This is a genomic window from Photobacterium sp. GB-56 (assembly GCF_003026105.1).
Taxonomy (GTDB): Bacteria; Pseudomonadota; Gammaproteobacteria; order Enterobacterales; family Vibrionaceae; genus Photobacterium.
Genome location: NZ_PYNW01000002.1, coordinates 236,219 through 263,090, shown reverse-complemented (window position 1 = coordinate 263,090; position 26,872 = coordinate 236,219). Strand labels below are relative to the sequence as shown.

At 39.3% G+C, this 26,872-nt stretch carries 19 protein-coding genes and 1 pseudogene; 10 read left to right on the top strand and 10 right to left on the bottom strand.

Translation table 11 applies throughout. The features are described from left to right. Positions 1 to 167 precede the first annotated feature (167 nt). Complete coding sequence (locus tag C9J42_RS03895) at positions 168 to 2,489, bottom strand: ATP-dependent helicase (protein WP_107301663.1); 2,322 nt, start codon at positions 2,487 to 2,489, stop codon at positions 168 to 170. A gap of 244 nt (positions 2,490 to 2,733) precedes the next feature. On the opposite strand from C9J42_RS03895, the gene C9J42_RS03890 reads away from it, so the two are divergent. The 6 genes from C9J42_RS03890 to torA all read left to right on the top strand — a co-directional run bounded on the left by C9J42_RS03890 (position 2,734) and on the right by torA (position 10,061). Beyond that, positions 2,734 to 3,441, top strand: coding sequence for a DUF445 domain-containing protein (locus C9J42_RS03890; RefSeq protein ID WP_107206318.1), 708 nt, complete (start codon positions 2,734 to 2,736; stop codon positions 3,439 to 3,441). A gap of 236 nt (positions 3,442 to 3,677) precedes the next feature. After that, entirely contained in the window at positions 3,678 to 4,442 is a 765-nt protein-coding gene (locus C9J42_RS03885; protein WP_107206317.1) for a metal-dependent hydrolase, read from the top strand. Positions 4,443 to 4,640: 198 nt separating this feature from the next. Continuing rightward, the gene (locus tag C9J42_RS03880) at positions 4,641 to 5,744 is read left to right on the top strand and encodes a phosphoribosylaminoimidazolesuccinocarboxamide synthase (RefSeq protein ID WP_107301662.1); all 1,104 of its coding nucleotides are present in this window, start codon (positions 4,641 to 4,643) and stop codon (positions 5,742 to 5,744) included. Between the two features lie 427 nt (positions 5,745 to 6,171). After that, positions 6,172 to 6,348 carry a trimethylamine N-oxide reductase system protein TorE gene (torE, locus tag C9J42_RS03875; protein WP_045153582.1) on the top strand — a complete coding sequence of 59 codons (177 nt, stop codon included), beginning with the start codon at positions 6,172 to 6,174 and terminating at the stop codon, positions 6,346 to 6,348. Between the two features lie 42 nt (positions 6,349 to 6,390). Further along, positions 6,391 to 7,569 (top strand): pentaheme c-type cytochrome TorC, encoded by a 1,179-nt coding sequence (torC, locus tag C9J42_RS03870; RefSeq protein WP_107206315.1) that lies wholly within the window; start codon positions 6,391 to 6,393, stop codon positions 7,567 to 7,569. 23 nt (positions 7,570 to 7,592) lie between these two features. Beyond that, positions 7,593 to 10,061 carry a trimethylamine-N-oxide reductase TorA gene (torA, locus tag C9J42_RS03865; RefSeq protein ID WP_107301661.1) on the top strand — a complete coding sequence of 823 codons (2,469 nt, stop codon included), beginning with the start codon at positions 7,593 to 7,595 and terminating at the stop codon, positions 10,059 to 10,061. Between the two features lie 284 nt (positions 10,062 to 10,345). Here torA and C9J42_RS03860 read toward each other — a convergent pair whose 3' ends face one another. From C9J42_RS03860 to zwf, 4 genes are all read right to left on the bottom strand, one after another. Beyond that, positions 10,346 to 11,503, bottom strand: a complete 1,158-nt coding sequence (locus tag C9J42_RS03860) for a hypothetical protein (RefSeq protein ID WP_107301660.1) — start codon at positions 11,501 to 11,503, stop codon at positions 10,346 to 10,348. A gap of 330 nt (positions 11,504 to 11,833) precedes the next feature. Further along, positions 11,834 to 13,282, bottom strand: a complete 1,449-nt coding sequence (gene gnd / locus C9J42_RS03855) for a decarboxylating NADP(+)-dependent phosphogluconate dehydrogenase (protein ID WP_105059961.1) — start codon at positions 13,280 to 13,282, stop codon at positions 11,834 to 11,836. Between the two features lies 1 nt (position 13,283). Then, positions 13,284 to 14,009, bottom strand: a complete 726-nt coding sequence (pgl, locus tag C9J42_RS03850; protein WP_107301659.1) for a 6-phosphogluconolactonase — start codon at positions 14,007 to 14,009, stop codon at positions 13,284 to 13,286. Between the two features lie 2 nt (positions 14,010 to 14,011). Further along, a complete protein-coding gene (zwf, locus tag C9J42_RS03845) occupies positions 14,012 to 15,511 on the bottom strand; it encodes a glucose-6-phosphate dehydrogenase (protein ID WP_107206311.1) in 1,500 nt (499 codons plus the stop codon). 604 nt (positions 15,512 to 16,115) lie between these two features. Here zwf and C9J42_RS03840 point away from each other — a divergent pair. Both C9J42_RS03840 and C9J42_RS03835 read left to right on the top strand, forming a co-directional pair. Continuing rightward, positions 16,116 to 16,451, top strand: a complete 336-nt coding sequence (locus C9J42_RS03840) for a PBPRA1643 family SWIM/SEC-C metal-binding motif protein (RefSeq protein WP_107259588.1) — start codon at positions 16,116 to 16,118, stop codon at positions 16,449 to 16,451. Positions 16,452 to 16,562: 111 nt separating this feature from the next. Next, on the top strand, positions 16,563 to 17,030 hold the full coding sequence (locus C9J42_RS03835; protein ID WP_005368466.1) for an RNA methyltransferase: 468 nt from the start codon (positions 16,563 to 16,565) through the stop codon (positions 17,028 to 17,030). 122 nt (positions 17,031 to 17,152) lie between these two features. Here the strand turns inward: C9J42_RS03835 and C9J42_RS03830 are convergent, their stop codons facing one another. Together C9J42_RS03830 and C9J42_RS03825 are read right to left on the bottom strand one after the other, a co-directional pair. Next, positions 17,153 to 19,219, bottom strand: a complete 2,067-nt coding sequence (locus C9J42_RS03830) for a diguanylate cyclase domain-containing protein (RefSeq protein ID WP_107301658.1) — start codon at positions 19,217 to 19,219, stop codon at positions 17,153 to 17,155. Continuing rightward, a complete protein-coding gene (locus C9J42_RS03825) occupies positions 19,219 to 20,391 on the bottom strand; it encodes an extracellular solute-binding protein (protein ID WP_233218474.1) in 1,173 nt (390 codons plus the stop codon). Before C9J42_RS03825 ends, C9J42_RS03830 begins: the two co-directional genes overlap by 1 nt. A 371-nt stretch (positions 20,392 to 20,762) precedes the next feature. On the opposite strand from C9J42_RS03825, the gene C9J42_RS03820 reads away from it, so the two are divergent. Then, a complete protein-coding gene (locus C9J42_RS03820; protein ID WP_107287105.1) occupies positions 20,763 to 21,329 on the top strand; it encodes a C40 family peptidase in 567 nt (188 codons plus the stop codon). Positions 21,330 to 21,615: 286 nt separating this feature from the next. Here C9J42_RS03820 and C9J42_RS03815 read toward each other — a convergent pair whose 3' ends face one another. From C9J42_RS03815 to C9J42_RS03805, 3 genes and pseudogenes are all read right to left on the bottom strand, one after another. Continuing rightward, positions 21,616 to 22,791, bottom strand: coding sequence for an amino acid permease (locus C9J42_RS03815; protein WP_107206307.1), 1,176 nt, complete (start codon positions 22,789 to 22,791; stop codon positions 21,616 to 21,618). A gap of 416 nt (positions 22,792 to 23,207) precedes the next feature. Beyond that, positions 23,208 to 23,450, bottom strand: coding sequence for a hypothetical protein (locus C9J42_RS03810; RefSeq protein WP_107206306.1), 243 nt, complete (start codon positions 23,448 to 23,450; stop codon positions 23,208 to 23,210). A 186-nt stretch (positions 23,451 to 23,636) separates the two neighbouring features. Continuing rightward, a pseudogene (locus tag C9J42_RS03805) lies at positions 23,637 to 24,020 on the bottom strand (DUF805 domain-containing protein). A 270-nt stretch (positions 24,021 to 24,290) separates the two neighbouring features. Between C9J42_RS03805 and C9J42_RS03800 the strand changes: the two are divergent. After that, on the top strand, positions 24,291 to 26,831 hold the full coding sequence (locus C9J42_RS03800) for an Ig-like domain-containing protein (protein ID WP_107287106.1): 2,541 nt from the start codon (positions 24,291 to 24,293) through the stop codon (positions 26,829 to 26,831). Positions 26,832 to 26,872 lie beyond the last annotated feature (41 nt).

The following is a 26,872-nucleotide window of genomic DNA, read 5'->3' as shown; positions in this document are numbered from 1 at the left end:
TATAATAATGAAACGTTTATCATGTAAATATCATCAAATAAAAACAATACGATTGAAATAATTAAAATAGTAAATTAATTACGAGTTTCAACAAAAAATCGGTCCTAAAACAAGCCAAAGCCATAAATAGCATGTTGATAACGTGAAATTATGAATGACATATCTATTTAGCTATACCTTCTCGCTTTTGCTTTAGCGATTACGATAAGCCGATTCACCAATACTTTTTCTTTCGTCAAATCTGCTTTTTTTAATTCTCGTAAAATTCTATTTAACTCTGTTTCTAAATATTTTGCTGTTTTAGTTTTCACCATTGAACGAACAAGCTTTTCTGCATTATTTGGTAACGGTTGTTCAACTGCCCACAAAAAACTGTAGTTTAATTGTCCATCCTTACCAACTGCTGGCTGCTCTATTTCTACAGGCTCTGGCGCTGCTTGCATCTGCTCAAACCGTCCTAAGCGTTGGTAATACCCTTGAACAATCGGCGATTTATTAAAGGGTAACGTCCCTTCCAGATAAAGCTGAGGACCAATTTCTTGTGCAAGTGTCGCCTTCGATTCAAGAATAAACTGACTCGCGTTTTTATCTTTGCGAACATAAGTATCTTTTTTACTGTTCTCAACTGAATAGTAAATTTTAGCTTTATGTTTCGCACGCGTTATCGCGACATACGCCAAGCGTCGTTCTTCTTCAGTATCTGCTGAAATACCGACAGAAGATCGATTAACGTAAGGAAAAGCATCTTTATCCCAATACGGTAAATGTACTTGGCTATACTCACAACCTTTCGCTCTGAATATCGTGGTTAATTGCACATTGCTTGTGGTGGATTCTGATTGGCGTAACGAATCAGAACGTTGCGTATAATACTCAAAATACTGAAGTGCTTTTTCACAATCTTGATCCATCGAAGCCAATACCGTTTCAACACTATCAAGTCGTTCAACCGCTTCTTCTATTTCTGATGCAGTCGCTTCTGTTTTCCAAATCCAATTATCTAACTCGCTATCACGACGATACTGACGATAAACATCTAATGCTTTAAAGCCCCCTTTACGGCGAAGCATCATTAATAATTCTACTCGTGATGTAAAATTATCAAGATTTAATGCTGGCTGTAACTTTTCCGTTTTCTTCACAACCTCTAACCACTGCTCAATTGGCGTATTAGCAAGCTCATCACATAACGGTCGCAAACTGGTATTTGGCACATAACAGTGTGGAAAAGACATCATATTAAAGACGAGTGTCGCTTTCTCATATGGTTGAAACTGATTGTAGCGCCCAGTGGCAAATCGCATCACATCAAGCAATAATTTCACTTCTCGACTATTTGATAACACCGAGCCAACAGGCATATAAAAAGGAATATTTTTAGTTAAAAACGCTAATTCAAACAACATAGTTTGTGACCAACGACGAACTAAAATCGCAACATCAGAAGGTGTTCCACCTTGTTCGATATATTCAGCAATAGATTGTGCGATCTCGCCGACTTGGCGCGCAGTTCCTATCACTTCAACGGGGGTATCAGCAACTGACTGATGAGAGATCGTTTGAAAATCGTGGAAACGTTGCTTGTTATTGGCAATCAAGTGACTCGCAGCTAACGCTAAGCTGTGGCCAAAACGAAATGTATGTGACAGGCTATAGGTGGTTGCAGGCGTAAAATCTTGTTCAAAGTTCAGCATAAATTGGGGAGCGCTGCCACGCCATTTATAAATACACTGATCGACATCACCGACAGCCACTAATTGCGCTTGCTCCCCGAGTAACAGTTTTAACAATCGATATTGCGCGGTATTTATATCCTGAAATTCATCAACAACCATAAATTGGATTTGTTGATGATAATAAGCACGTAACGCCTCATTATCAGTCAGTAAATTAACCGTTTCTACCAACCAATCATCGAAGAATAACTGTTTACGCTCTTTACGAATAGTTTCAAAATTCCAATACGCTTCAATGATAAAATGGTATTCATCACTAATATCAGACAGCTCAAACACTTCCTTTGGCGGTAACATATGCGCTTTTACCAAGCCAATAAAACTCATCAATAATTCAATGGTGCGCGGATCTTTGAATGTTTGTTGCTTTTGATACGACTTCTCTTGCGCTGCCATTTGACGCAAAATTTGTTTCGCAATGATTTTATCACTTTCACCATTATTGAAATCAATTTGATAACCCGTCTCAGCTAAATAGCCTGATTGACGTAATAATTGATAACAAAAACTGTGAAATGTATGCACGGGAACATTCACCCCATGACTATTTCGCTCTAATTTAGCTTTAAAATCGGTGCGAATATCACGGTTAAACATCAACACCAACATATTTTGTGGTGCAATTGTCGCTAATTTTTTCTCAACTAGCCCTACCAAAGTGGTGGTTTTACCCGTCCCCGCTCCTGCAACACATAATGCATTACCAGATAGGTGATTAATAAAAGCCGTTTGTTCAGCTGTAAAGCTTGTCATGACAACACCACGTGATGATAGATAAGTGAATGCGCGAGTATAACAATTCCTTAATTAGGTTTACATTCATTGCTGGTGATATATACAGCAGTTGAGCATAACATATACCTAACGATTACCTATCAATCTGCTAATTGTGGCATTGCGCATAGTCTGTTGTTAAAATCTGTCCACAATAAGCCATAAAGACTTGGCTCACCTCTTTTAAAATTAGCTGTGTACTCCACACCGAGAATAACCCCGTATGAATAAAAGCTTACTCACCAACCTTATTTCACTTATCTTGCTAGCTATTGGTTACCTTACTAACCAGCAAGTCATCCTTTATTGTGGCTTATTCGCATTTTCTGGCGCATTAACAAACTGGCTTGCTATTCATATGCTATTTGAAAAGGTGCCAGGACTCTACGGCTCAGGGGTTATTCCTGCTCGTTTTGAAGAATTTAAAACAGCCATTAAAAATCTCATGATGGAGCAATTCTTTACTCAAGAAAACATTAGCCGCTTTCTTAATAAAGAAATGACAAGCTCAACCAATTTAAACTTGCAGCCTGTGATCCAAAAAATTGATTTTGCGCCAGCTTACGATTCGTTACTTGATGTGATTATGAATTCACAATTTGGTGGCATGCTAACCATGATGGGTGGCGTAGAAGCACTCCAACCACTACGCGAACCTTTCATTGAAAAAATGCAGGATTCTGTTAACGAAATTAGCCAACAAGATGACTTTAAAGCAGCACTTAAAGATCAACTAGCTAAGCCTGAATCACTCAATGATATCGAAGAGACGATTGAAGAAATTATCGATCAGCGCCTGAATGAATTAACCCCAAAAATGGTCAAAGAAATGGTGCAAAAGATGATCAGTGAACACTTAGGCTGGTTAGTCGTTTGGGGCGGTGTCTTTGGTGGTGTGATCGGTATTATCTCAGCATTTATCGCTGCATAACTTTTTCTCTCCCTGTGAATTAGCGCCTTAGTTAAGTTACTCCAACTTTACTAAGGCTTTTTTATCTCTTTCTCTCACCATCAACGCCCTAACACACTTAACAGATAAATACTCCGTTTCGTTGTTTATTTATCCGAACAAACATAAAGTACATGCTAGAATTGTGATATTGGTTGAAATTTATGACCATATAATGATAAACACAACTGTATATAAACCCAGTTGGAACTTTCTTCTTGGCAAACTTTTCTACTCACTTTAGTGTTGCAGCCGTTGCTAGTGGTTTAACGGCCACCGCCTTCTTATCGGCTGATCATATTTCGCCTTCGGCGGCAATTTGGATGACATTTCTTGGCACTATTGGTGGCCTATTACCTGACATAGATTCAGATCATTCAACATCGATGAAAGCCTTGTTTAATATCTTGGCTGGTTTTTGCTGCTTCATTTTAATTAGTCATATTTATACTCAAGTGACTATGCTTGAGTTACTACTCTATAGCGCAGCACTGTTTATTACTATCCGCTATATGGGAAAAGCGGTTTTTGAACGCCGTACTGTCCACCGTGGTTGCTGCCATTCAATTGCGTTTGTTCTGCTCATTGCCCTATGTTGCGTTCATGTAAGCTCTATCATTGGACATACCGCCGAAACCAGCTGGCTAGCAGGTAGCTTTGTTCTTTTTGGTGGTTTTGTTCACTTGTTGTTAGATGAAATTTATAGTGTTGATCTTTCCAACCAACGTCTAAAAAAGTCATTTGGAACAGCATTAAAACCCTTTTCCGTTAGGAACCCTCTCATTAGCTTGGCGCAAATAGTGGCAATTGTTTTACTTTTTGCGACCGCACCGTCTTATCATAAGACATTGCATATTTTAACCAATTGGCATCACTTTCGGTTTAGTCCCGTATGGCTAAACTGGACTGATATTCAAGTATGGGTAACCCACTTCATCCATCAAACACCACAAAAATTAAGCAGTATCCACCAGCTATTTTAAACATAGCCAAGGCGATAAACATTCCAATGTCTATCGCCTTTTTTGTTTTAATCAAACCAAAGGCAAACGTTTGCTATTTTACTGGCAGTGACTTACTTAACCTTGTATTATGCGATTACGATGATTGATAACGATGTGATTTTATTCATGTCATTATCCTTCTGCATTTCTGCGTAATCTTTGAATAGGACTTTCACGATGAGCCTTGCCGATCAAGTTTTAGCTGTTAATGATGATCTCCCTATCCGTACTGATAAACCCGTTCATAGCGGTAAGGTACGCTCTGTTTACTGGCTTACAGAAGCTGACAGTCAACGTTTGATTAAAGAAAAAGGCTATAACGTTCAACCCGACGCACCGCTCGCTATTATGGTGATCAGCGACCGTATTTCTGCTTTTGATTGTATCTGGCACGGTGAAGGAGGGCTTAAAGGAGTCCCAGGGAAAGGTGCTGCGTTAAATGCGATATCTAATCACTGGTTTCAATTATTTAAAGATAATGGATTAGCGGATAGCCATATCCTTGATATCCCCCACCCTTTTGTTTGGATTGTACAAAAAGCAAAACCTGTGATGGTTGAAGCTATTTGTCGCCAATACATTACCGGTTCAATGTGGCGTGCATACAGCAAAGGTGAACGTCATTTCTGCGGTATAGAATTACCTGAAGGGCTAGAAAAAGATCAAAAGCTCCCTGAACTACTCATGACACCATCAACCAAAGGTATTCTAACAGGCATTCCGAATGTTCCTGAAGCAGATGATGTCAATGTCACTCGTGATGATCTCGTCAATAATTTCGCTGCATTCAACTTCCGCAATACTGATGACATTACCCAGTATGAAAAGTTATTGGCAGAAGGATTTAATGTTATCAGTAATGCACTCGCAAATATTGATCAAATCTTTGTTGATACCAAATTTGAGTTTGGCTATGTAACAGATGCTAGTGGTAACGAAAAACTCATTTATATGGATGAGGTGGGAACACCCGATTCTTCTCGTATCTGGGATGGCGCAGCTTACCGCGACGGTCAAATCGTCGAAAACTCAAAAGAAGATTTTCGCCAAGTACTACTTAACACTTTTCCAGAGCCCGATATTTTATTAAATAAAGATCGCATGGAAGAACGCTTTGCTCTTGCTCGTGACAACGAGTTACCACAAGAAGTACTCATGCAAATATCGCGTGTTTATACGGGTATTGCCGAAAAAATCACCGGAAAAAAGATCACATTAAGCAAAAACCCTAAAGCTGAAATTATTAATATTTTACGTAATCACTATCAGCTTATTGATTAAAGCTTAAGCGTTGTAATTATCAATAAAAAATAGGCATTCATATAATGCCTATTTTTTCATCAGTAATGTTATTCATGCTATTCATATTTTAAGCAGCAATTAATTGCTATAACACAATTACACCTACACATTCAAATAACGATTAATACAACTTTACTTTTATTTTATTACAATCAAACAACCAATAATACAATCACGAATAATCCCCCTCCTTTAAATTAAAACATACTGTCATAAATTTTAATTTTTCTACTTATTATGTCTTTTATTATTACAGCATAGGGTCAAAATCAAAAAACACTGTAAAACATAGGGTTAACTCTAAAGTATTAATTGAACTGCATGTAGTGGTTAATTTATGATCGCAATATAAATAGATTTAATAAAAATATTTATAACTACTCATTTTTACAAATTAGGAGGTTGTATGAGCAGTGCGACTGATCAAGAAACCAAGCAAACTCGTAGCCGAGAATGGAAGATGTTCATTTTTATCGTCGTCTTTTTATTTCCAATTCTCAGCGTCATTTTTGTCGGGGGCTACGGCTTTACCGTTTGGATGCTTCAACTCTTCGTATTTGGTCCACCAGGACATGGCGGTTAATCCCTAATTAATCACCGTTAGCATCATATAAGAGAATCTATAATGAAATCATTTTTGCTTAAAGCTTGGCAGACCCTATCACGTCCAAGCGTTCATATTAGCCTAGGTGTACTAACCCTTGGTGGCTTTATTGCTGGCGTTATTTTCTGGGGTGGTTTTAATACTGCACTAGAAGCAACCAATACCGAAGAGTTCTGTGTTAGTTGCCACGCTGACAACGTTGCACCTGAATACGCCAACACTATTCATGACAAAAACCGTTCTGGTGTTCGTGCAACTTGTCCTGACTGTCACGTTCCACACGACTGGACAGATAAAATCGCGCGTAAAATTCAAGCAAGTAAAGAAGTCTTCGCCCACGTAGCTGGCTTCATTGATACCCCTGAAAAATTTGAAGACCGCCGCATTGTACTGGCTCAACATGAGTGGGAACGCTTTAAAGCGAATGGTTCTCAAGAATGTCGAGATTGCCATGACTATAAAGGAATGGACTTCACTAAGATGTCTCCTGTTGCTCGCGTTCAAATGAAGAATGCAGCAGAGCGTGATCAAAGCTGTGTAGATTGTCACAAAGGTATTGCTCACCACTTACCGAAAGATATGGATACCAGTGGTGGCATGATATCTGAGTTAGTACAGCTATCTCACGATACTAAGTACAACAAAGGCGAAGAAGTGTATAGCGTACGTTTCCTTCCTGTTTATGAAGATAAAGATATGAAGGTAGAAGCTGGCCTATTAAACCCTGCTTCTGGCGTAAAAGTGATCGATGAAACTGACAACGCAGTTGAAGTTGAAATTGCAGGCTGGCGTAAAGACAAGGGCTATGGCCGAGTGATTCAAGAAGACTTCGGTATGAACATTCCTGTTGCATCGCTCCTAAAAGAATCTGCACAAAACGACAAGGTTGTTGATAAATATGAAGAGAAAGTTGATGACCTAACAGGTCTTCCTTGGCAACGTGTAACAGCAAAAGTCTGGATGCCAAAAGACTCGCTTGTTAATGACATCACGCCAGTTTGGGAAAAAGCGAAATCAGCTTACACCACTAACTGTTCAGTTTGTCACACTCAACCTGCTGAAAGCCACTTCGATGCCAATACTTGGCCTGGAATGTTCAACGGTATGTTAGCGTTCGTTAACTTTGACCGTGATAGTGAAGCCGTAGTGCGTAAATACCTTCAGAAGCACTCTTCTGATTTTTCTGACGCACAACACTAAGTATTGATGGAGTTAAAATAAATATGTCTGTATCAAGAAGAAGTTTTCTTAAAGGCCTTGCAACAACAAGTGCTGCTTCTGTTATCGGTCCTAGCCTACTCGCATCATCAAAAGTGTTTGCAGACGATCAAATTGGTCAAGGTACATGGCGTTACTCCGGCTCACACTGGGGCGCTTTCCGCGCCCATATCTATGCCGGTAAAGTACAAGAAATCGAAGCGATTGAAATAGATAAAAACCCAACCGAAATGCTAAAAGGCATTAAGGGCGTAATCTACAATCCATCACGTGTACGCTACCCTATGGTGCGTTTAGATTGGCTGAAGAAACACAAATTTAGTGGTGAAACTCGCGGTAATAACCGTTTTATCCGTGTTACATGGGATGAAGCATTAGATTTGTTCTACCGTGAACTGGAACGTATTCAAAAAGATTACGGTCCATGGGCATTGCATGCAGGCCAAACGGGTTGGCGTCAAACGGGTCAGTTCCACAGCTGTACCAGCCACATGCAACGTGCTGTGGGTATGCATGGTAACTACATCACTAAAGTAGGCGACTACTCAACAGGTGCTGGTCAAACCATCATGCCATACGTGCTCGGCTCAACAGAAGTTTACGCACAAGGTACTTCTTGGTCTGAAATCCTTGATCACAGTAAAAATGTGGTGCTATGGGCAAACGATCCGGTGAAAAACCTGCAGGTGGGCTGGAACTGTGAAACCCACGAATCTTTCCCATACTTAGCGAAACTAAAAGAGAAAGTTGATAACGGTGAGATCAATGTGATCTCTGTTGATCCGGTTAAGAATAAGACCCAACGTTACCTAAACAACAAACACCTATACATTAATCCACAAACCGATGTGGCATTTATGTTAGGTGTGGCGCATACCCTGTACAACGAGAACCTTTACGATAAAGAGTTCATCAAGATGTACTGCCTTGGTTTCGATGAGTTCATTGGTTACGTAAAAGGTGAAACCAAAGATCGCGTTGAGAAAACCCCTGGGTGGGCTGCTGAGATCTGTGGCGTACCAGCCGATCAAATTAAAGATTTTGCTCGTATGCTGGTTAAAGAGCGTACTCAAATTCTGTTTGGTTGGTGTATTCAACGTCAAGAGCACGGTGAGCAGCCATACTGGATGGGTGCGGTTATTGCCGCGATGGTTGGTCAAATCGGTTTGCCTGGCGGTGGTATTTCATATGGTCACCACTACTCTGGTATCGGTGTACCTTCAACAGGCTTTGCTGCACCAGGTGGCTTCCCTCGTAACGTCGATGAAGGTCAAAAGCCGAAATGGGATAACAATGATTTTAACGGTTACAGCCGCACTATCCCTGTTGCACGTTTCGTTGACTGTATTTTAGAGCCGGGCAAAGAAATTAAATACAATGGTTCAAAAGTTATTCTTCCTGATTACAAAATGATGGTGATCAGTGGTAACAACCCTTGGCATCACCACCAAGATCGTAACCGTATGAAGAAAGCGTTCCAAAAGCTACAAACCGTTGTAACGATTGATTTTGCTTGGACGGCCACCTGTCGTTTCTCAGATATTGTGCTGCCAGCATGTACCCAGTTTGAACGAAATGATATTGATGTTATGGGTTCATACAGTGGTCGTGGTTTACTGGCTATGCATAAACTGGTTGATCCGCTTTACCAATCTAAAACTGACTTTGAGATCTTTACAGAGCTGACACGTCGCTTTGGTAAAAACAACGAATACACCCGTGGTATGGATGAAATGCAATGGGTTAGTATGCTTTATAATGATTGTCGTAAAGCGAACAAGGGTAAGTTTGATATGCCTGAGTTTGATGTATTCTGGCAACAAGGTTTCTTAGACTTTGGTACAGGTAAGCCTTGGGTACGTCATGCTGACTTCCGTCAAGATCCTGAAATTAACGCGCTAGGTACACCATCAGGCTTTATTGAAATCACCAGCCGTAAGATTGGCCGTTACAAATACGAACACTGTCAAGAACACCCAATGTGGTTTGAAAAAACAGAACGTTCTCACGGTGGTCCGGGCTCTGATAAACACCCGTTCTGGCTGCAGTCTTGTCACCCAGATAAGCGTTTGCACTCACAAATGTGTGAATCGGAAGAGTTCCGTGCAACTTACACTGTACAAGGTCGTGAACCTATTTACATTAACCCTCAAGATGCGGCTGAAAAAGGCGTCAAAGATGGTGATGTGGTACGTGTATTTAACGACCGTGGACAGCTATTAGCGGGTGCAGTGCTGACTGACAGCTACCCTCGCGGTATTGTTCGTATCGAAGAAGGGGCATGGTATGGCCCTCTTAACGAAAAAATTGGTTCGATCGACACTTATGGCGATCCAAATACACTAACTATGGATATTCCATCTTCTGAACTTGCGCAGGCAACAAGCGCACAAACCTGTATTGTGAACTTCGAGAAGTTTAAAGGTGAACTGCCACCTGTCACCTCGTTCGGTGGTCCAATTGAAGTCAGCTAATTAAAATTAGTGTCTGAATAATATTAAGCCCTAACTGTCTGTTAGGGCTTTTTTTACTCTAAAATTTGGTAAAACGTTACTATTGGGGATACTTATTCTTGAAAGAGAAAAACAACGCAGTCATGGTTTATTCAATTCAGGTAGTATAACGGGCATTTTGAGAGGCTCTATCGGATAAAGCGGTAAATAAGTGACGTTGTTATTTTGTAATGAGTAATAGTAAAGAAGAAAAAAGGCAACACTACAAAAAGACCCGTCAGCTTAGGGCGGGTCATAGCAGCATCTTATCCAATAGAAGATTTCAGCTCTGTACACCATGCATTTGCAGGCCATATACCGTACGTCTGAACTTCTTTTTTACCTTTATTCCACTGATTAATAGAATCTTTCCAAACGACTTCACATCTATTACTTGAAAAAACACCGGGTAACTTAATAGATAACTGAACATCTACGGCATCTTTAGGCAAATAAACTGAAGCACTTTGTGGTGCAGGGAAGGCACCAGATTTGTGCTGAATATTTTTATTCGTTACTGTCTTATATGCTAATTGCCACTTGGTTATATACGTACTACCGGGCTTACTATTGATGATGAGTTCTAACTGATTAATTGGTTGAGTCCAATTATTGATTGGACGTTTACCGTCAATTGAAGTAAACGTAAAAGCAACAGGAACCAGATCACCGATTTCATCTCTTGTTGCTGGGAATTTAGTTGCAGTAACAGAATTACTGCCTTTTTCAGAAATTAATTTTGGAGTAAGACCTATTTGATCTTTCTTTGGTGAGGCCACATTCACCGAGGTTACGATACTGTACTGACCTTCGTCATCGTTGCTTGCAATAGCAACACCACGACTTGCCCATTTTACCCCACTGATATAGCCAAACCCTTGAGATATATCTCCGGTGTCATGGTCAATATACGGTGTTTTTTCGGCTGCACTTTTTATAATATCCCATTTATCAGCAACTAAACCATAAGGGTTATTAGTATATGCTTCTACCGCAATAATATACGTCGCAGCTAAACTTTTCGCTTTTGAAAAAACCCAAGAGTGTTCCATTCCAACGTCTACTTTAACCCCTGAGTTTGGATCTAAGTACCCACCGTCAACTTTTACTTCACCACTATTTTTAGATGTGTTTTTTGATGAGAACTCCCATTTTTCATCTTTACGTTTAGTCAGAAAATAAACAGGGTCATCAACCATATCTGTACTAACTAAAGTAAATTCACCGGTGAGATCGTTTAAATAACCAATAGCACCAACTTGAATGGAAGGATCATTACTCCAGTTTGCAAACGTATTTTCTTTTGAGCTTCTCATCAAATTCGTGAGTTCTTGATTCCAAAATGATGAGTCATCAGCAGAAAATACAGAACCAGACGAGAGTAAAACAAAAAGAGTAAGTCCTGTTTTTTTTAATATTTTCATAGCGTCCTAGTCTCATAGCCATAAAAGTTTAAAGCTAAACTTTCAAGTTAAGTAGAACATAGACAGTCATCAGCAGCAGTGAACAGATAGCGTACTGTTTATTCCTGTCTATACTTTCTGAAACATATTCTTCAACACCCCCAATCTCTTTACTTGTTGTTTCGAGATGGTAAAAGTGATCCATATCCCCTTTCAATGAAATCCGATTTCAGACTAAGCTATCAATATCATTAGTTCAAATAAAAAAAGAACAAAAAAAACATACACTTAAAAATCAGATATAAAAAAACCACCGCGAACGGTGGTTTTTTTGCTTACGTTATTTAGGTATTAAACGTCGTAAGTAGTAGAGGCAGTGTTGCCGCCTGTACCAGTCCAGTTTGTGTGGAAGAACTCACCACGTGGACGGTCAGTACGCTCATAAGTGTGAGCGCCGAAGTAGTCACGTTGAGCTTGAAGCAAGTTAGCAGGTAGACGAGCTGTTGTGTAACCGTCTAGGAAAGATAGCGCAGAAATCGTACATGGCATTGGGATGCCAGACTCTAGAGATTTCGCTGCTACTTTACGCCATGCTGCTAGGCTGCCTTGTAGGATGTTTTTGAAGTACTCGTCAGAACCTAGGAATGCGATATCTGGGTTCGCTTCATACGCATCACGAATGTTACCTAGGAACGCAGAGCGGATGATACAACCACCACGCCACATTAGTGCTACGTTACCGTAGTTTAGATCCCAACCGTTTTCGTTCGATGCTTCACGCATTAGCATGAAACCTTGCGCGTAAGAGATGATCTTAGATGCTAGTAGTGCTTGACGAAGTGCATCAACCCACTCTTGCTTATCACCTTCAACTGGCGTGATTGTCTTGCCGAATAACGTTGCAGCTTCAACGCGTTGGTCTTTCAGTGCAGACAGGCAACGAGAGAATACAGACTCAGAGATAAGCGTTAGTGGAATACCTAGGTCTAGTGCGTTGATACCAGTCCACTTACCCGTACCTTTTTGGCCAGCAGTGTCTAGGATCTTCTCAACTAGTGCTTCACCATCTTCATCTTTGTAGCCAAGAATATCAGCTGTGATTTCAACTAGGTAGCTGTCTAGCTCAGTTTTGTTCCAGTCAGCGAATACTGCTTGCATCTCATCAGCACTCATACCTAGACCATCTTTCATGAACTGGTATGCTTCAGTGATAAGCTGCATGTCACCGTATTCAATGCCGTTATGAACCATCTTAACAAAGTGACCAGCACCGTCGTTACCAACCCAGTCACAACAAGGCTCACCAGCATCAGTTTTAGCAGAGATACCTTGGAAAATTGGCTTAACCGCTTCCCAAGCTTCAGCTGCGCCGCCAGGCATGATTGAAGGACCGAAACGAGCGCCTTCTTCACCACCAGAGACACCAGTACCGATGAAGTAGATGCCTTTCTCACGGCAATGCGCTACGCGACGGTTAGTATCTGGGTAGTTAGTGTTACCACCGTCGATAATGATATCGCCTTCATCTAATAGTGGAATTAGTTGATCAATGAATGCATCAACAACATCACCAGCACGAACCATTAGCATCACTTTACGTGGTGCTTCTAACTTAGCAACAAGATCTTCAAGAGACGTTGCGCCAACGATGTTTGTGCCTTTTGCTGGGCCTTCAAGGAATTCTTCCACTTTTGCTACAGTACGGTTGTAAGCAACAACGTTAAAGCCGTGGTCATTCATGTTTAGGATCAGGTTTTGGCCCATTACTGCCAAGCCAATTACACCGATATCGCCTTTCATATTATTCTCCTTGCGCCAGCAGTTTTGCCGCTGCTGAATCTAAAAACCATTCTGTTTTGCCATTTACGGCTTTAATTTTCGCTGCAGGATAAGCAAGAGCTTCTGCAGGCGTATTATTAATTTCTTGCAATACTTCAGCTTTGCTTTCACCTAACACCAGGTAGGTAATACGATCCGCATTTTCAAGTAAGCGCGCTGTTTTTGAAATGCGTTTTTGACCGCTATCTGGATGTGTTGCAATCACAGAAAGCTCAGGATCGTCAAAGTCTGTTTGGTTCGGGAATAATGATGCTGTATGCCCATCGGTTCCCATACCCAATAAAATCCAATCAAATGCAGGTAAGCCATTTTTAAGTGGAATTTCTGCATCCATTTCCTCTGCAAATCGAACCACTTCTACAGCAGGATCATCTTCACCTTTAATACGGTGAATATTGCCAGCTGGAATATCGATTTGTTGGAACAATAACTCGTTTGCTTCACCGAAGTTACTTTCCGGGTCGGTTGGCTCAACACAACGCTCATCGCCCCACCAAAAGTGTAAGTTGCTCCAATTAACATTTTTCGCATAAGGTGCTTGCGCTAATGTTTTAAACAACAGTTTTGGTGTACTCCCACCAGAAAGCGATATATGGACAGGCTTCACCTGCTTGCTCATTGCCATCATGGTGTCAGCTAATGAAACGACAACATCCTGCGGTGTTTCAAATACGCGATAATTAATCATGCTTATAGCTCACAATAGTCAGTGTTTGCTAAATTCTTACAAGGAAAACGCCACTCACGATTACTTGATGCAAGTAAGTCATCAGCTTGTTTTGGTCCCCACGTACCTGCGGCATAACCAAATAAGTGTTCTGGGTTTTCTTTGTATTCAAGAATTGGTTGAACAAATTTCCAACAAGCGCGAACAGCATCTGTACGTGCAAACAAGGTTGCATCTTGCTTCATACAATCAAGAAGTAAACGTTCGTACGCTGTCAGCATATGGGTTTCTTCAAGCTTGTCGTAATGGAAGTCCATTGATACTTCTTGAGATTCAAAACCTGCCCCTGGTTTTTTAAGACCAAAGCTCATTAGAATCCCTTCATCAGGCTGAATACGGATAATTAGCTTGTTCTCAGGTGCATTTTCACCAAACACTGGGTGCGGTGTTTTCTTAAAGTGAATAACCACTTCCGTCACACGTGTTGGTAGTCGTTTACCTGTACGAACGTAGAATGGCACACCATTCCAACGCCAGTTTTGAATAAACATTTTCATACCAACGTAAGTTTCAGTACGTGAGTCTTCCGCTACACCTGGCTCTTGGCGATAACCTAACAAATGCTTACCACGAGCATCTGATTCCGTGTACTGACCCAACACTAAGTTATTTTTAAGATCATCATCTGATAATGGTTTAAAGCTTTGCATCACTTTAACCACTTCATCACGGATAGAATCAGCATTAATTGCAGCAGGCGATTCCATACCAACCATTGCCAATACTTGCAGCAAATGGTTTTGGAACATATCTCGAACAGCACCGGCACCGTCGTAGTAGCCACCACGATCTTCAACGCCTAATGATTCAGACGCAGTGATTTCAACGTAATCAATAAAGTTACGATTCCAAAGCGGCTCAAACATGCCATTTGCAAAGCGGAATACAAGCAGGTTCTGTACCGTTTCTTTGCCTAAGTAGTGATCGATACGGTAGATTTGGTGCTCTTGAAAACAAGCATGAATTTGCTTGTCTAATGAGATCGCTGACGCTAGATCATAACCAAATGGTTTTTCAACAATCAGGTTTTTCCAACCTTCTGTCTCATCATTTAGGCCATGAGCGGCTAGACATTCTGGGATCACGCCGTAAAGGCTTGGTGGTGTCGCGAGGTAGAAAACAGCGTTACCTTGGGTATTGTGCGTTACTTTGAAAGTATCTAAGCGTTCTTTCAAGACTGCATATTCATCTTTATCAGACGTATTTAATGCTTGGTAGTAAAGATGCTGACAAAAATTAACCAATGTTTCGTCATCGGTTTTTTCATTTTCTGTCAAAGATTGCTTTAACTTATCACGAAATTCTTGATCGCTATATGATGTACGACTTACCCCTAAAATTGCAAAATCTTCAGGCAATAAACCATTAGCATAAAGGTGATAAAACGCAGGTATTAACTTTCGGTGTGTCAAATCACCTGACGCACCAAAAATTACAATTGAGTTATTTTCTGGTTGAACCATATCATTTTCCCATTAATTTCAGATCTTCAGACCTGCGACAGCAATCAATTGCTTGGTATAACGGGGCCTTATTATGCCGTATTTTTTTCATTCGTTACGAATAAATATGAAAAAAATAAAAAAATTTCGTTATACCTTATTATTTTTGTTAAAAAGTATAATGACTATTAACACCAACTCGATGCATAAATCGCTGACTAGACAGCGATAAATCACTAATACAGAAAATTATTACGGCTTATGTTAACAACATTTGTTATCAGTACCAGTCGAAATTTTCTATTATGCCAATAGGCTAAGCCTTTGAGCGCCGTTTCTTCTTGCGCTTTTCTTTAAAGTACTCATTATTAGAAACGATCGTCAATCTAAAAGATACCCAGACTGACGCAAACGTTTAAACGTTCACCAATTCACATTCTCAATCATACTTCATCTCTCACTTAGCCGTTCAAAATACCTTATACCGCATATGGGTTACTATTGATAAGCTCACTAATGGCGGTTATTATGCCCGCAATTTCAACCACCCACGCGGTGGTTTTTTATTCGTAACAATTAACCCACGATTATGGTTTGGGTTAATTCATGGTAAATAGGTTATCCCATGTCTAAATTCTTCTTCAAAGGTCGTATCGAAAAGAAACCAAAATATGAAAGCTTTGGTTACAACACGAAACGCGAAACCAAACTGGGCACGGAAACCAACCCACTCACATTGATTGTGAACAGCGAAGAACGTCAACAAGAAGTACAGCAGCAAGTTAATGACAACCAACTGTTTGCAAATATCACGATCAATGCTGACATTGCAGAAGATATTGCAGAGCTAGACAGTGTTTTAAATAAACCCAAAACCACTGTGTTTGAAAAGACACCCAACCGTAATGACCCATGTTCATGCGGTAGTGGTAAAAAATACAAAAAGTGCTGTGGTAAGTAGTAACAAACAAAAAAGCAGGTATTCGTACCTGCTTTGTTTTTAGCTTCAAATACATGTCTAACTGACACCGGTTAAACATTTATTTATCTGTAATTTAAAGTAGATAGAAGTATGAGCAAAAAAAGCCAAGGCTATTCTTGTATTGGCCTATTTAATCCCAAAACACCGGAGAATGTTGGATCTGTTATGCGCGCAGCTGGCTGTTATGGTGTTAACTCTGTGTTTTATACGGGAACGCGTTATGATCATGCCGCACAGTTTTGTACTGATACAAAAAAAGCATCACTTGATATACCGCTAATAGGTGTTGAAGACTTAAAGAAAATCATTCCTATCGGCTGTGTACCCGTTGCTGTTGATTTAATCGAAGGTGCAAAAGCATTACCTGACTATAAGCATCCAAAACGTGCTTTCTATATCTTTGGCCCTGAAGACGGCACCTTAAAAAAAGAAATTACTGATTTTTGTCGTGAAACGATTTATGTACCAACGAATGGTTCAATGAATCTTGCCGCTGCCGTTAATGTGATTCTTTATGATCGTTTAGCTAAAGGCGATAACTTTTCAAATCACAAATAACGCGATTAATCATAAAAAGCCACGATAACTGAATCATCAGCTATCGTGGCTTAATTTTATGCATTTTCTGATGTTAGCTTCCTTGTTTTGTGCATTACTCTTTTTATTAGAGTGATCTAAAGCTACCTTGGCATTTTACCAATTTGTTCGTAATATGCTTTTTTATCTAAATACATTGCTTTATCTGCTACTTGATAAAGTGCACGTGCATCAATATTTTCAGTGCTAGCACAGCCCATAGCAAAGTGAATAGCCACTTTCTCTCCTGAAGCTAGGCGTGCATAATGCTTATCTATAACTAACTGTTGTAAACGCAACGTTAACTTATCACAGCCTACATTATCACCACCTTTGATAATAATCGCATATTCATCTCCACCGAGACGATATACCTTGTCGGTACTACGACAAACACTTTGAATAAGCCTGCCCGTTTCGATTAACAGCTGATCACCCATATGATGCCCATATTCATCATTGGCTTGCTTTAAACCATTCACATCGATCATAAACAAACCAAAGTATTGTTCTGGATATCGATGTGCAATTTTTATCCACTCATCAAGATCAACATCAAACGCTTTACGATTACTTAGCCCCGTTAATGGGTCTGTGATTGCGCTTCTTTCCAACTCTTCATTCAGTAATCGACCTTCAAGTTCTGCAGATAATTGACGAATAAATAATGAAATAATTTCATAGTCATCTCGTGCAATATTAGGGTGCTCCATCACAATAATCCCCAATAACACACCATGTGTATCGACAATTTTGAAACATTGAAGCGCTTTATCGCCACTATTAATACGAAAGTAATCACTGCAATGCGCATCTGCATCAATACTGTCTAAATTAATGTTAGACAAGCCTTCACTAAACCAATTTGTATTATTGTTTATAAATAACTGCATCCCCCATCCTGAATAAGGATACAGACTCACTAACTGCGTCATAACCGTAGAGTGAATATCACCATGTTGTAATTTATTACTAAATAACAAGAGTGACTGAAGCATGGTTCGACGTTTTTCTTCGCGCTGTAATGAGTGAGTTAACTCTAACGTCTTTTCATGTACTTTCTGCTCTAGTTGATCATTAAAAGTCATCAACTTTACATTTTTATCTTCTAAGTCACTAAGCTGGGCTTTTATTGTGGTCGACATTTTCTGAATAAGATTATTCACCATGATTAATTCAGAAAATCTTAAATCTTTATCTAATATATTATAATTGCCACCTAAACACCCCCTTACACTGTCCATAAGATAGGTTAAAGGTTTTGCGAACCAACGATACGATATTGTCGCCGTTAATAACGTAAACATAATTACAATAATAGCGACAATAGTTAATATCTTTAATGAATTAGTAAAGGGATTCTCTCCCAAATATTTATTCATGAAGACTTGAGCTTCATAAGACATTGGCTCTGCAATATATTTATTATCTATCGTCACTTCAGCCGTTTTTGATACCGTCGGCATTAAGGGATCAAGTTTACCTTTATAAACCGCAATATTATCCATGCCATTATGATGAAAAATAACGTGCTCGCCATCTTTTAAATAAGGGCGAAGAACCTTAACAATATTTTCCACAGGCACTATAACAATTAAATAACCTAACGGTTTACGCTTTAGCCCTTCCGTCAGCGTTGACTGATATATAGGTACACCTATGGCAACGCCTTTATGACTAGGGTTAAATTTATCAGGCATCAAATGTTCATCACCATAATTAAACACCCATTGATTGCCTGTACTTTTACTCGTACCCACACTCTTACTCAACAAGGTTTTCAAACTGGAGAAGGATTTTACTCCATTAATACCATTATAATTTTCTACCTCATCCCAGTTAGCATCAACCAAATAAGCCGCTTGTGCTAATGGCGTGTTATCAACTAAATTTGCTAATGTGGCATCGACATGGCTAGTCAGAAAGAAGTCATCAATGCCCTGCACTAACAACCTATCTCGTGATAACACATCTAGCGCAGTAGATAATAGATAAAAGCGATAATTAAACTCTTGTGCTAACGTTGTGGATAAACGCTCTATGAGATCAATTCGGTAATTAGTTTCAACTTCTGTTTGCTGCTTTATTAATAAACCGCCAATAATAGATGCTGGTAAAACCGCAACGAAAACCATTAATAGCGCCAGTGATGACTTTAATTTTAGTTTCATTATTTACTCAACCGCTTCCATTGCTGAATAGCGATACGCTGCATAAATTCAGCCGTTTTTTCTGCTGATAGTCCATCTTCATAACGCTTAAAGCCAATAGCCATCGCTTGCCATGCTATCGACATTTTTATTGTTGATGGCATTGGTTTAGATAATTCAAATTGCTTAAACAATATTTGCTCATCACCTGTAGCCTGCTGCTGATAGCGATTCAATAATTTCTCTGACGTAGGTAATAAACGTGTCTCTTTATAGACCAATTGTTGAATACTTAAGCGTTGAATAAACTTAGCAAACTTTTTAATTAAGGCTTTTTTATGTACCGTGTGGTTATTGTAATTAGGTAATGACAGAAGAAATGTGCTACTCATTGGGTGCATTACATTACCATCAACAGTAGGTAATAAGGCTACGCCTAGAGCATTGCCCATTGCCTTCTTTAAATCTTGATATGCCCAATCACCATTAATCGCATACGCCTCTTTACCTTGAATAAAATCACTTTGTGAACAAGTATAATTACATTCAGGATTTACAATTTTTTGCTCTGATAAATAACGATAATATTTTAAAGCCTTAACCATTTCTGGTGTATTAAGTGATATTTCACCATCAATAATGGGCCAACCATTAAACGCAGATAAAAATGGTATAAAGTAATACATATCGAGGTAATTCCACCCAATAGGCAAAATATTTTTATCAAGCCACTTTTGCTTGGTATCGATAATGTCATGCCAACTACTCACTGGCTGAGAAACTAGCTTTTTATTATAATATAACAATAGGTTATTCCCTTGAATAACAGGAACTCCCCAATATTTATCATCAACGTACGCTGTCATCATCGCCGTTCGAGAAAGCTCTGGTGATAACCAACTTTTAGGAATACTTGATAGTTTCATTAAACTATGTAGGCCAACAAAATCAGAGGGAAAAATGACAAGATCAGGTAAACCACCATATTGTGCGCCCAGTAAAATTTCAGCTTTTATCTTCTCAGGATCAAATTGAACAAGAGAGATATTTATATTATTTTCTTTTTGAAATTCACTTACCAATAATTCAATAAAACTATTATCTTGATGCGAATACCAAAGCGTTAATCTCTCTTCAGCTTTCGCAGATAAAGAAAGAAACATCATCAGAAAAAATACTACACTTCTTAACATAACCACACCAAATACCTTTTTAGGATATCGATAAAGCGCGAACAATATTATAAATATAATACACACCTATCGATATAATCGGTATGATAGAGTATTCCCAAAAAGAATCAAACACCTACCAGTAAAACCTTATGTGACATATCAATAACTTATAGTAACAAAACGGATTATGTATTTCGTTTTACTCCCTAAAAGCACTAATATTTAAATAAAATACAATAGGTTACATAATTAATTTTTATTTTTGTTGATCATCGATAACTTAATCACCTTAATGTGAAGGGATTCAAGTAAAAAATTAACACAACTTTCATCTAACCGTTATGATGAGCTATCTTTTCCTTTTTTAAACAGCAAGCGCACATAAAGTTATGACATTACCTAAATCCTCAGTGGCACTTATCACCTGTTCTCTTTTTTTTCTTACTGCTTGTGAATCAACGGTAAATGCATCACCACAGCCCGAAGCGCTCTCAAAACAACCTATGGTAGCTAAAACAGTTATTAAGCCATCCGTTACCCCTATCTCAAACACTGAGTTAAAAAAAGAACAAGACATGATCAACTTCGCACGTAAGTATCTTGGTACAAAGTATGTGTGGGGTGGGACAACGCCTAAAGGTTTTGATTGCTCAGGTTTCATTAAATATGTTTATAACAAGTACGATATTTCAATACCTCGTACAACAGCGGCTTACCCTAATCTTTATGATAAAAAAGTATCACTAAAAAATGCCAAAGTAGGTGATCTTATTGTTTTCACAGGAACAAATCCGAAGATTCGTAAACCAGGTCATGCTGGTATTATTACTGAAGTGGGTAAAAACACATTGAAATTTGTTCATAGCTCTTCATCTAAAAAGCATTTTGGTGTAACTGAAACCGACTATTACAAAAGTGGTTATCCAAAGCGTTACTTAACAGTAATCAAAATGTAGCACAGATAATCGAGCAATTTAGCGATAAAAGGAGCACCATGCTCCCTTTATCTGTAATCATTTCTTTACACTGTAAGATTTCCTAAAATTCTCATCATCTAGCCCTACTACCAGAAACTTTGTATTATTTGAAAAAATAACAGTGTGTGCTAGCGATACTCCTATCGCACTCCAATAGTCACTCTCTGTTTGGTATGTCTAAGTCGGTCACTTAATACATACCTAGAATAAGGGGCTGATAGATCGGTCAATCTATCAGCCCCACACTTTTACTATTACGCTTAGTTTAAATAACTTGCGCTCCAATCAAGAATAAACCAAAGCCAAAACAAACCATCATTGCAATTTGCCCACCTCCAACTTCGTAATACGCATCATTACTTATTGCTGTTTGTGTCTTACCCTCTGCTTTTCTTAAGTTAAGAGCCATCATCATAGGGATAAACACTGCAATAAACACCATAATTAAGCCCGCATAACTTAATACTGCTAAAAATTTATCTGCAGCAAATATGGCGCCTAATAATGGAAGAATAAAGGTTAAAACATACGTCACCGCACGATTTTGTTTAAATAAATCAATATTTTGGTCAAATAATGAAAGAGCCACACCAAAGAATGAAGTCAGCAACGCTAGTCCCGTAAATAATGAAAGAATGACATGGATTCCTTCAAATCGAGTGGCCAGCACATTAATTAGCTCGGAAACATTATTGAACTGTGTTAATTGCTCGTACGATAAACTTCCCACAACAGCGTAAAGCCACAATAAGTAGCACACAAGTGGAATAAACGAGCCTAGTAAAACCATATTGCGTAATTGCGCATGTGTCGCTTTGTCGTTATAAGACACTAATGATGGAATAACAGGAAAAAATCCAAAACTGGTAAATAACACAGCACTGGTTTTGATTAGATCAATACTACTGTCATTTGTTGCAGTGAAAAAGTGTGCCAGTGACATATTTGGCACTAAGGCAAAGAGCGTAATAATAAGCACTGCTAACATTAAGAGAAATAACACACGATTAAGCTTGTCAATCACACCAGTACCAGCCGCGACAATACCACCAGCAATAACAGCAAACAAAATTTGACTTTGAACTAACGAGATATCTAAATCTAAATTCAGTACCATTTTATGCACTAAGTCGCCGGCACCAATGATGTAAGCCATTAATAAACATATTAATAGTGCGTATAACAAGCCATTAGTGATTAACTGTCCACCCTTTCCTAATGATTGTTTCGCGATAGTGTTCATACCTAAACCACCGCGAACTTTAATACTGGCTTCAAGTAATAATAATGCTGAATACGTTGTACCACTCCAAATAATCAACATTAAAATTGTGCCTGACAATAAGCCAAACTGAGCCAATACCATTGGAATAGCGAGCATTCCTGCACCGAGTGCTGTACCCGCAATAATCAGCGAGCTACCTATTAATTTTAAATTCACACAATACCCTTACTTTATATATGCAACACAAAGCCTCAGCTTATGGCTGCGTATTATCAAATGATTTTAATCTTTAGATTGTCGGCTAATTAATAGCCGTGACTAAATCGAGATGAATATAAAGATAGGTTCGAAAAGACAGCCAACGAGCATTGTCGTTGAACTTGATGAATAGAAAAGTTACACAACATTAATCGTACTCCAAAAACGATATTAATAATGATGAGTGGTCATGATGTTTCATTTCGGTCAAAACGAACATCACTCATCTGTTGCAATACTAAAACACATTTCTAAAGAATGAAATAATAGATTATATCCTCAGACCAGCAATCTGCTTATATAAGCCTTCAGGGCTTGCCACCAATAGGCTTATAGAATGCTTTAACGAGAGCACTACTCAGAATAATGGGTTATCACCCCACGTGCTTTTCTGAAGCAAGGCTAACGAGAGTTAAGCGGTTAAATGAACCTGGTTTTACAGCAATTAAGCTACCGTCGCCAAACTGAATACCATCAAAGAACTGAGTACCCCATTTCACACGCTTAAAGTGTGCATAACGCGCTTTTGAATATACGGTTTCTAAAGCGTTCAACGCACCTTCACGCTTTACTTGCTCTTGAATTGCTTTACTTAATAATTTATCAGCAATAAGCATCGTTGCCTCCTACAAAAATAACCGCGCTTTCCATATTCGCTCATTTCTTTTTACCAAACACACTAAGATATGCAAGGGGACGTTTATCAATTTATACTTTTTTTCATTGGCTGCTTAAATTTCACACATAAAAAAGCCCAGAACTTTTGTCTGAGCTTTACGTTCAACATAATGATTAATTGGTATTTACACCGTGAATGAACCTTCATTTTGTTTTGGGTTGGGACCAAATCGGTTATCACCTGGCTTGCTGTCTTGTACCATAAAATAGATCAGCACTAAGATACCAACAATCGGAACAAACATGATCAGTGCCCACCAACCGGTACGATCTTGATCATGTAAACGACGGACAATCACGGCAATATTAGGGATAACAATAAACAGTGAATATAATGCCGCTAATACGCCATAGTCATCCCCAATGGTTGGTAAACCTAAAAGACTATCAGCAAACCCTAGTGCCATACTGATCAAAGCGCTAAAAAGCGTAAAAAACCAAAACTCTTTACGACGTGAACGACCATTAAACTGTGCATATTTTTTTTAAACAGCAAGATACCAATCCATTTTTCTTCCTTTAGTCCGATATTTCTAGGCTAATAAACCTCTTACACAAAATGTATTCCTTTTCATAACTATAGCCAAGCGATTTTAACTATCTCTTTGTTGTGAGACCGCTCAAAAATAAAAATGACATTCACTTTGTATTCTATTTACACTGTGAGTGACTTAATAAAGCCTAAAAAATATGTGTCTTGTTTTTAACATTTATTCACTTTCTCTCGCATTATTATTCTACTCACTTTCGAGGAATTGTAACTGCAATAGGGATAGACAATGCAAAAGACACTTCTTACCTGTGCGTTAGCCGTCGCCTTTAGCACATCGCATGCTTATGCGGCAGATTGTTCTAATATCGCCGAATGGCAAGCAGATATAGCCTATAATGGCGGTAGCCAAGTCCAACAAGACAATAACATATATAATGCAAATTGGTGGTCTCAAGGCAATCAGCCAGCGAGCCACTCAGGGCCTTGGCAAGAATGGACATTCGTTGATAGCTGCATGAGCAGTGGAAATCAAGATCCATCCGTAACACTGATCTCACCGCTTAATAATGCACAATTAACCGCGCAAACAGATATTACGTTAGCTGCCAACGCAAGTGATAAAGACGGTTCTATTCAACATGTTGAGTTTTTCATAAACCAACAATCTATTGCAGTTGTCGATACAGCCCCATACCAAATTAATTGGACAACGGTGCTTGGTAACTACACCATTACAGCCACAGCAACGGATAATGAAAATGCCACTAAAACAGATGTTGTGAATATTAGTGTCGTTTCAGCGAGTGAAAACCTTGCGCCAAGTATTTCAATTAGTTCACCAACATCTGATACTCCTATTTCTGAAGGCGATACGGTAACGATCACAGCAAATGCCGAAGATAAAGATGGCTCCGTCACTCAGGTAGAGTTCTTTGTTGATAACCAACTAATCGCAACAAGTTCTTCAGCCCCATTCACTGCACAATGGACATCAACGGCTGGTAATCATCAAATTACAGCCAAAGCAACAGACAATGAAAATAGTACAACCACATCAAGTGCGATAACTCTCACTGTTGATGACGCTATTGTTGGTGGTGGTTGTAGTGATATTCCAACCTTTAAATCTGGTACTGATTATCTAGCAGGTGATTTAGTAGAAAGTAATAATCATAAATACCGTTGTGACATCGCAGGTTGGTGTTCATCATCATCTGATTGGGCTTATAAGCCTGGTGAGGGACAGTATTGGACAGATGCATGGACAGATTTAGGAATTTGCGCCATTGCTCCTGACGTTAAGATCACCTCTCTTAGTGATCAACAAACGGTATTAGCAGGAACGACTCTGACGATTGATGCTGATGCTACTGATGCCGATGGTACTATCGAACAAGTCAGTTTCTATGCTAACGAACAACTTATTGACACCGTTCTTACAGCCCCTTATAGCACACAGTGGTTAGCATCAGATTTAGGTAATACCACGATTAAAGCCGTTGCCACTGATAATGAAGCGAACACGAATGAAGCTAGCGCTACGGTTACTGTAAGCGATCAGGCTCTTGTTACTAGCTTAACATCTCCAAGTAGTGGCTCTGTTGTCACACTAGGAAAAGCACTCACCCTTTCAGCAACAGCGACAGCACTAACCGGTGATGTTCGACAAGTTGATTTCATTATTAACGGCAATGTTGTTGCAACCGATAAAACTGCACCTTATAGCAGTTCTTGGACGGCGCAATCTGCAGGTAATTACACTGTCACAGCCCTCGCTACGAATGGTAACGGTGAAACCGCACTATCAACCGCAGCCAGTGTAAAAGTTCAAGAACCGATTGAGACTCAACATAACTTAATTGGCTATTGGCATAACTTCGTTAATGGCTCTGGCTGTCCAATACGTCTTCGTGATATTTCACCCGCTTGGGATATTATCGATATCGCATTTGCTGATAATGATCGCAACAGCGACGGTACTGTTCACTTTAATTTATACAACGGTGACATTCGCAGTAGTTGTGAGCCGCTTGATCCACAACAATTTAAAGATGATGTTCGTGAATTACGCGCACAAGGTAAAATCATCGTTCTTTCACTGGGTGGTGCTGAGGGTACTATCACTTTAAATAACGATGCCGACCAAGCAAACTTTGTTTCAAGCTTGACTGATATTATTAATGAGTGGGGATTTGACGGACTCGATATTGACTTAGAAAGTGGGTCAAACTTACTCCATGGCACAGAGATCCAAGCCCGTTTACCCGTTGCGTTAAAACAAATCGAAGCCAACATTGGTGGTGATATGTATTTAACCATGGCACCAGAACACCCTTATGTTCAAGGCGGCATGATTGCTTACTCAGGAATTTGGGGCGCTTACATCCCGATGATAAATGAGTTACGTGACATGCTAAATCTGCTGCATGTACAACTATATAACAACGGTGGTTTAGCAAATCCATATACGTCAGGAGTCGCCCCTGAAGGATCGGTTGATATGATGGTGGCATCAGTCAAAATGTTAGTAGAAGGGTTTGAACTGGCAGATGGCAGTCAATTTGCACCACTTCGCGATGATCAAGTTGCGATTGGCTTGCCGTCAGGACCAAGTTCTGCGAACTCTGGACAAGCACCAACACAAAATATTATTGATGCACTAGATTGTGTCACCAAAGGCAGTAGCTGTGGCTCGGTCGTACCGACTAAACTGTATCCTAACTTTGGCGGTGTAATGACGTGGTCAATTAACTGGGATGTTCATGATGGCTTTAATTTCTCAGGTCCTATCGGAGATAAGCTTCAACAAATGAATAGTCAACGTTAACCCGTATCCATATACGTGATAAAAAAACGCCAAGGTTGCTA